Genomic DNA, 1179 nt, shown 5'->3' with positions numbered 1-1179 from the left:
CTGAGGACAAGCCCTCGGCCTATTAGTACCGGTCAACTCCACCCCTCACAGGGCTTCCATATCCGGCCTATCAACCCAGTCGTCTACTGGGAGCCTTACCCTCTCAAGGAGGTGGGAGTGCTCATCTCGAAGCAGGCTTCCCGCTTAGATGCTTTCAGCGGTTATCCCTCCCGAACGTAGCCAACCAGCCATGCCCTTGGCAGGACAACTGGCACACCAGAGGTTCGTCCGTCCCGGTCCTCTCGTACTAGGGACAGCCCTTCTCAACACTCCTACGCGCACAGCGGATAGGGACCGAACTGTCTCACGACGTTCTAAACCCAGCTCGCGTACCGCTTTAATGGGCGAACAGCCCAACCCTTGGGACCTACTCCAGCCCCAGGATGCGACGAGCCGACATCGAGGTGCCAAACCATCCCGTCGATATGGACTCTTGGGGAAGATCAGCCTGTTATCCCCGGGGTACCTTTTATCCGTTGAGCGACGGCGCTTCCACAAGCCACCGCCGGATCACTAGTCCCGACTTTCGTCCCTGCTCGACCCGTCAGTCTCACAGTCAAGCTCCCTTGTGCACTTACACTCAACACCTGATTGCCAACCAGGCTGAGGGAACCTTTGGGCGCCTCCGTTACTCTTTAGGAGGCAACCGCCCCAGTTAAACTACCCACCAGACACTGTCCCTGATCCGGATCACGGACCCAGGTTAGACATCCAGCACGACCAGAGTGGTATTTCAACGACGACTCCACAACAACTGGCGTTGCTGCTTCAAAGTCTCCCACCTATCCTACACAAGCCGAACCGAACACCAATATCAAGCTATAGTAAAGGTCCCGGGGTCTTTCCGTCCTGCTGCGCGAAACGAGCATCTTTACTCGTAATGCAATTTCACCGGGCCTATGGTTGAGACAGTCGAGAAGTCGTTACGCCATTCGTGCAGGTCGGAACTTACCCGACAAGGAATTTCGCTACCTTAGGATGGTTATAGTTACCACCGCCGTTTACTGGCGCTTAAGTTCTCAGCTTCGCCTGGACGAATCCAAGCTAACCGGTCCCCTTAACGTTCCAGCACCGGGCAGGCGTCAGTCCGTATACATCGCCTTACGGCTTCGCACGGACCTGTGTTTTTAGTAAACAGTCGCTTCTCGCTGGTCTCTGCGGCCACCCCCAGCTCTGGCA

Annotated in this window: 1 rRNA gene (only partly in view); it reads right to left on the bottom strand. The window is 56.2% G+C overall.

Annotated elements, in window-relative coordinates:
• Window positions 1–2 precede the first annotated feature (2 nt).
• Window positions 3–1179: ribosomal RNA gene (locus ACFWOG_RS40365) — 23S ribosomal RNA — on the bottom strand (its annotated part continues 1731 nt past the right edge of the window); the annotation flags it as partial.

It is taken from the genome of Kitasatospora sp. NPDC058406, assembly GCF_042722765.1.
In the GTDB taxonomy this organism is placed as follows: Bacteria; Actinomycetota; Actinomycetes; order Streptomycetales; family Streptomycetaceae; genus Kitasatospora.
The sequence above is the reverse complement of the archived record's forward strand: the minus strand, read 5'-3'. Positions and strand labels throughout refer to the sequence as shown.